Origin of the sequence: Phytobacter palmae (assembly GCF_039409775.1) — a bacterium.
GTDB classification, from domain to species: Bacteria; Pseudomonadota; Gammaproteobacteria; order Enterobacterales; family Enterobacteriaceae; genus Phytobacter; species Phytobacter palmae.
Genome location: NZ_JBCIVJ010000015.1, coordinates 139832 through 146423, shown reverse-complemented (window position 1 = coordinate 146423; position 6592 = coordinate 139832). Strand labels below are relative to the sequence as shown.

Annotated in this window: 7 protein-coding genes; 6 read left to right on the top strand and 1 reads right to left on the bottom strand. The window is 51.7% G+C overall.

Annotated features, from left to right (window positions below):
- Nucleotides 1-120: 120 nt before the first annotated feature.
- From rsxD to nth, 4 genes are read left to right on the top strand one after another with little or no spacing between them, the layout of a single operon-like run.
- On the top strand, nt 121-1173 hold the full coding sequence (gene rsxD / locus AAIG39_RS18325; RefSeq protein WP_343194451.1) for an electron transport complex subunit RsxD: 1053 nt from the start codon (nt 121-123) through the stop codon (nt 1171-1173).
- A gap of 9 nt (nt 1174-1182) precedes the next feature.
- Nucleotides 1183-1803: an electron transport complex subunit RsxG gene (rsxG, locus tag AAIG39_RS18320; RefSeq protein WP_090086683.1), complete on the top strand. Its 621-nt coding sequence runs from the start codon at nt 1183-1185 to the stop codon at nt 1801-1803.
- A gap of 2 nt (nt 1804-1805) precedes the next feature.
- Nucleotides 1806-2498, top strand: a complete 693-nt coding sequence (locus AAIG39_RS18315; RefSeq protein ID WP_090086681.1) for an electron transport complex subunit E — start codon at nt 1806-1808, stop codon at nt 2496-2498.
- Nucleotides 2498-3133 (top strand): endonuclease III, encoded by a 636-nt coding sequence (gene nth / locus AAIG39_RS18310; protein WP_090086679.1) that lies wholly within the window; start codon nt 2498-2500, stop codon nt 3131-3133. Before AAIG39_RS18315 ends, nth begins: the two co-directional genes overlap by 1 nt.
- A gap of 12 nt (nt 3134-3145) precedes the next feature.
- Here the strand turns inward: nth and AAIG39_RS18305 are convergent, their stop codons facing one another.
- Nucleotides 3146-3577, bottom strand: a complete 432-nt coding sequence (locus AAIG39_RS18305) for a CopD family protein (protein ID WP_090086677.1) — start codon at nt 3575-3577, stop codon at nt 3146-3148.
- 741 nt (nt 3578-4318) lie between these two features.
- Here AAIG39_RS18305 and dtpA point away from each other — a divergent pair.
- Together dtpA and gstA are read left to right on the top strand one after the other, a co-directional pair.
- Nucleotides 4319-5821, top strand: coding sequence for a dipeptide/tripeptide permease DtpA (gene dtpA, locus AAIG39_RS18300; RefSeq protein ID WP_090086674.1), 1503 nt, complete (start codon nt 4319-4321; stop codon nt 5819-5821).
- Nucleotides 5822-5925: 104 nt separating this feature from the next.
- Nucleotides 5926-6528 carry a glutathione transferase GstA gene (gene gstA, locus AAIG39_RS18295; protein ID WP_343194450.1) on the top strand — a complete coding sequence of 201 codons (603 nt, stop codon included), beginning with the start codon at nt 5926-5928 and terminating at the stop codon, nt 6526-6528.
- The last annotated feature ends 64 nt before the right edge of the window (nt 6529-6592 follow it).

Sequence of the window (6592 nt, the reverse complement as noted above, 5' to 3'; positions counted from 1 at the left end):
CAGCAGCAGGCCACACCTGCCCCTGCCGCTAATGATGACCCCCGAAAGGCGGCAGTAGCGGCAGCTATCGCCCGGGTTCAGGCAAAAAAAGCCGCTCAGCAAGCAGTTAACGAGGATTAAATGGTTTTCAGAATTGCCAGTTCCCCTTATACCCATAATCAGCGGCAGACATCACGCATCATGCTGCTGGTCGTGCTTGCGACTATGCCCGGTATCGCAGCACAACTCTGGTTCTTCGGCTGGGGAACACTACTGCAGATTATCCTCGCCTGCATGAGTGCGCTGGCGGCGGAAGCCCTGGTATTGCGGTTGCGTAAACAGCATGTTGGGGCCATCCTCGCAGACAACTCCGCCCTGCTGACGGGGTTACTGCTGGCGGTCAGCGTTCCGCCATTTACCCCCTGGTGGATGGTGGTTCTGGGGACGGTATTCGCGGTCATTATTGCCAAGCAACTCTACGGCGGCCTTGGGCATAACCCGTTTAACCCGGCAATGATCGGTTACGTAGTCCTGCTGATTTCCTTCCCGGTACAGATGACCAGTTGGTTACCGCCTTTTGAGATAGCCAAAACGGTTCCTGGCCTCATGGATGCCGTACAAATCATCTTCACCGGACATGCCGACACCGGACACACGATGGATAGCCTGCGGATGGGGATTGATGGCATCAGCCAGGCAACGCCGCTCGATACCTTCAAAACCTCGCTTCATGCCGGGCACCCGGTCAATGAGATCCTCAAATCGTCGATTTACAGTGGCGTGCTGGCGGGTGCAGGGTGGCAATGGGTTAATCTGGGTTATCTGCTGGGCGGTATCTTCCTGCTGTGGCAGAAAACTATTCGCTGGCATATCCCGGTAGCTTTTCTGGTTTCGCTGACGGTATGTTCAACCCTGGGCTGGATTTTCTCACCGCAAAGCCTGGCGTCGCCGCAACTGCATCTGTTCTCTGGTGCCACTATGTTAGGGGCGTTTTTTATTCTGACTGACCCGGTGACCGCCTCCACCACCAATAAAGGCCGTCTGATTTTCGGTGCCCTTGCGGGATTGCTGGTCTGGCTTATCCGTAGCTTTGGCGGTTATCCGGATGGCGTAGCGTTCGCCGTACTACTGGCAAATATTACCGTGCCATTAATTGATTACTTCACACGCCCACGCGTGTACGGCCATCGTTAAGGAGTCGCCATGCTAGATACCATGCGTAAATACGGCATGACGTTGACGCTGTTCGCGGCGGCCTCAACCGGAATGACGGCAGCCATTCACCTGTTGACTAAATCCACTATTGCCGATCAGGCGGTAGAGCAGCAAAAGGCATTATTTGGCCAGGTGTTGCCTGGCGACATCTATAATAACGCCTTGCAGGAAAGCTGTTACATCGTCGATGCACCGGCTCTGGGGAAAGGCAAACATAAAGTCTATATTGCCCGTAAAGACGATACGCCGGTCGCTGCGGTTATTGAAGCGACCGCACCCGACGGCTACTCCGGGGTAATTCAACTGCTGGTAGGCGCCGATTTTAACGGTACGATTCTCGGCACGCGCGTTACCGAACATCACGAAACCCCGGGGCTGGGTGATAAAATAGAACTGCGTATTTCTGACTGGATCACCCATTTTGCAGGCAAGAAAATCGCAGGGGCCAGCGATCCACACTGGGCAGTGAAAAAAGACGGTGGCGACTTTGATCAGTTTACCGGTGCGACCATTACTCCACGAGCGGTGGTTAATGCAGTTAAGCGCGCCGGATTGTACGCATCAACGCTTCCCGGGCAACTTTCTGGTTTACCGGGCTGTGGAGAGTAAACATGAGCGAAATTAAAGACATTATTGTCCAGGGGCTGTGGAAGAATAACTCCGCATTGGTTCAGTTATTAGGCATGTGCCCACTGCTGGCCGTAACCTCCACGGCAACCAACGCGCTGGGCCTCGGCCTTGCTACTACGCTTGTGCTGACACTGACCAACTTTACGATTTCACTGGTACGCCACTGGACACCATCTGAAATCCGAATCCCTATTTACGTGATGATCATCGCCTCCGTCGTGAGCATCGTACAGATGCTGATTAATGCTTACGCCTACGGTTTGTATCAGTCACTCGGAATTTTCATTCCACTGATTGTCACCAACTGTATCGTGGTGGGACGTGCGGAAGCATTTGCGGCCAAAAAAAGCCCGGGATTGTCAGCCCTTGACGGTTTTTCCATCGGCATGGGGGCTACCTGCACCATGTTTACACTGGGGTCGATCCGTGAAATCCTCGGTAACGGAACCTTATTTGATGGCGCGGATGGCTTACTCGGTAACTGGGCGAAAGCCTTACGCATTGAAGTATTCCATACCGACTCCTCTTTCCTGCTCGCGATGCTGCCGCCGGGGGCATTTATCGGCCTTGGCATGTTGCTGGCTATAAAGTATCTGATTGACGAGAGAACGAAGAAACGTCGCGCTGCGACCATTGCCGACGAAACTGCCAACACGGTGCCCGGGAAGGCCTGATGAACAAAACAAAGCGGCGGGAGATCCTCACCCGCCTGCGGGATGCAAATCCGCACCCGACGACAGAGCTAAACTTCAACTCACCCTTTGAATTACTGATTGCGGTACTGCTCTCTGCGCAGGCAACCGACGTCAGCGTGAATAAGGCAACTGCCCTGCTCTATCCCGTTGCTAATACCCCACGCGCCATGCTGGAGCTGGGCGTTGAAGGCGTTAAATCCTACATTAAGACCATTGGCCTGTTTAATACCAAAGCGGAAAACGTCATTAAGACCTGCCGTATTCTGGTAGAAAAACACGGCGGCGAGGTGCCGGAAGATCGTGCGGCGCTGGAAGCGCTACCCGGTGTGGGGCGTAAAACGGCGAATGTGGTACTGAATACGGCGTTTGGCTGGCCGACCATCGCGGTTGATACGCATATTTTTCGCGTCTGTAACCGCACCCACTTCGCGCCGGGGAAAAACGTTGAGCAGGTTGAAGAGAAGCTGCTGAGCGTTGTCCCGGCGGAGTTTAAGGTCGATTGCCATCACTGGCTGATTTTGCATGGCCGCTATACCTGCATCGCCCGTAAGCCACGCTGCGGCTCCTGCATTATTGAAGATTTGTGCGAATTCGAGAGCAAAACTGAACTCTGAATTCGCCTTTACTCAGAACGGCCTAAAGATAACCAGCAAAATGATGAATGCCACGGCCACGATAACGAAGGTCGTGGCGCGTGGCACCATTCCCGACACTTTCGCGGTTTCACCGCCAGCAAGGCGACGTAAGGTTGCAGATAACATTCCATGAATGCCTGACAGTAACACCACCAGAACCAGTTTGAGAATCAGCCACAGATGCGGCATCTGGCCGTGCGCCAGTACCATCGCCAGCCCCATCACCCACAGCACAATCATCGCCGGCGTCGTGACCTTCCGGCTCCAGCTGCGCACAAACGCCGCCAGGGTGGTCGCCGCCGTTGCATTTTTTCCCACCGTCTGCGCGCACCAGGCCGCAGCCGTCGCCATCACAAAAATTCCACCAATCCAGATTACCGCTGCGATGATATGTAATGCGTTAAGCCACGAATGCACGTTCATGAAAGGACTCCAAAGAATTGCGATAAAAGAAGGTAGACAGTATCGCTTAACACTGCCATCGACTTGCTCATTTAAAGGAAAAAATCCGTGAAAACATTGATCTACTGCATTCTGATGAACATGGCAATAGGCGGGAGTAGTTGATGCTGAGGTTAACGCCATATCATAAGTAAAAGGCATACCTGAATTGTTTTCCGATTAACGCGCTTTATACCGTACAACTCGCTTTTTAATCATATTATCTTTCGCTTATTAGCTTTTAACCAGATGCATTGTTTTTTTATACGAAAAAAATTCTACAGGAATGTGATTTTTATCACATTGATGCGAGAGTGTTAAAAAAGGGATCTTTGCCTTAAGAAAAACCCGGTCAGTGAAGGGAATGAAGAGATTAAACCAACACATAAGACCATTAATTATAATCAGACCAGGCTGATAAACTACATTTACCGCTTTTCAGTAGAAGATATCACCTTTACATAAATCCATCCCGTACTCATCAGTGAAAAAAACTGCCAATCATTAACATGCAAAATTTAACTCTGAATAACATTTCAGCTGTTGGTTTATAATATCGCTAAAGATAAATGTAACAGATCATTACAAAAGCCTTGCCTCGAATCCCAGGATCAGGAACATTACCCGCCGTTTTCCCTCCTGCAATAATTATAAGCGCGATGAATACTGGGAATCGCGTCTCGAATCACCCCGTTAATATGGGATGTAAAAAAAGAGGTATATGTGTCAACTGCAAACAAACCAACCGAAAGCGTTAGTCTGAACGCTTTCAAACAACCTAAAGCGTTCTATTTGATCTTCTCCATTGAGCTGTGGGAGCGTTTCGGCTTCTATGGTCTGCAGGGGATCATGGCTGTTTACCTGGTAAAACAACTGGGTATGTCCGAAGCGGACTCGATTACACTGTTTTCATCTTTTAGCGCTCTGGTTTACGGTCTTGTCGCTATTGGCGGCTGGCTGGGTGATAAAATCCTGGGGACTAAGCGCGTTATCATGCTGGGTGCCATTGTACTGGCCATCGGTTATGCACTGGTTGCATGGTCTGGTCACGATGCAGGTATCGTGTATATGGGTATGGCGGTGATCGCAGTCGGTAATGGCCTGTTTAAAGCCAACCCGTCTTCACTGCTCTCCACCTGCTATGCAAAAGATGACCCGCGTCTCGACGGCGCATTCACCATGTACTACATGTCCATCAACGTCGGTTCTTTCTTCTCTATGCTGGCTACCCCATGGCTGGCCGCACAGTTTGGCTGGAGCACCGCATTTGCTCTGAGCGTCGTTGGTCTGCTGATCACCATCGTCAACTTCTCGTTCTGCAAACGTTGGGTTAAAAACTACGGCTCTAAGCCTGACTTCCAGCCGGTTCGTATGGGCTACCTGCTGGCAACCATCGTCGGCGTCGCTATCCTGATTACCATTGCCACCTGGCTGCTGCATAACCAGGGTATCGCGCGTATGGTTCTGGGTGTGGTTGCACTGTGCATCGTATGTATTTTCGCAAAAGAGACCTTTGCTCTGCAGGGTGCGGCACGCCGTAAAATGATTGTCGCCTTCATTCTGATGTTGCAGGCCATTGTCTTCTTCGTCCTGTACAGCCAGATGCCGACCTCCCTGAACTTCTTCGCTATTCGCAACGTTGAACATACCCTGCTGGGTATCACGTTCGAACCGGAACAGTTCCAGGCACTGAACCCGTTCTGGATCATCATTGGTAGCCCGATCCTGGCCGCTATCTACAACAAAATGGGCGATACTCTGCCGATGCCGTACAAATTTGCCATCGGTATGGTGCTGTGTTCCGGTGCGTTTCTGATCCTGCCGCTGGGCGCGAAGTTCGCCTCTGATGCCGGTATTGTCTCGGTAAGCTGGCTGGTTGCAAGCTACGGGCTGCAGAGCATCGGTGAGCTGATGATTTCTGGTCTGGGCCTCGCCATGGTGGCACAGCTCGTTCCACAGCGTCTGATGGGCTTTATCATGGGTAGCTGGTTCCTGACGACCGCTGGTGCGAACATTATCGCAGGCTACGTCGCTAATCAGATGGCTATCCCGGAAAACGTCACCGACCCGCTGATGTCACTTGATGTCTACGGTCACGTCTTCCTGCAAATCGGTATTGTGACCGCAGTTATCGCCGCGCTGATGATTCTCACTGCGCCGAAACTGATCCGCATGACCCAGAGTGGTGATAAAGACACGACAGTGTCGGAAACTGCGACAGCATAAGAGCGCGCAGAGTTTCAGCAGAAAGCCGTTAACGCACGTTAACGGCTTTTTTTTTATACCTGCAGGTAATAACCTATGCCGGATTTCAACCAACGGAGTGAAGAATGAAACTGTTTTATAAACCCGGCGCCTGCTCACTGGCTTCCCATATTGTTCTGCGCGAAGCAGGTAAAGAGTTTGAACTGGCGCGCGTGGATTTAGCAAAAAAATGTCTGGAGAATGGCGACGACTTTTTGGCTATCAACCCGAAAGGCCAGATCCCGGCCCTGGCCATTGATGCCAACACCCTGTTAACCGAAGGTGTGGCTATTATGCAGTATGTAGCTGACAGCGTGCCCAAAAGCGACCTCCTGCCGCCGGTGGGATTCCTGAGCCGTTACAAGACCCTGGAATGGCTGAATTTCGTGGCAACGGAGCTGCACAAAGGGTTCACTCCGTTGTTCCGCCCGGATACTCCGGAAGCGTTCAAACCGACCGCTCGCGCCCTGCTGGAAAAGAAACTGGAGTATGTTGACGCTGCGCTGGCAAATCAGCAGTGGATTAACGGTGAAAACTTCTCCATTGCCGATGCATACCTGTTCACAGTGCTGCGTTGGGCAGTAGCGGTGAAACTGAACTTCCCGCAGGCCAGTAATATTGCCGCCTATATGCAACGCGTCGCGTCTCGCCCGGCGGTTGCCGCTGCGATGGCCGCAGAAGGAATTTAATTTCCCATTTTTTTGCCATAAAAAAAGGAGTGGTTTCCCACTCCCTTTTCAGTTTGCTTATCTG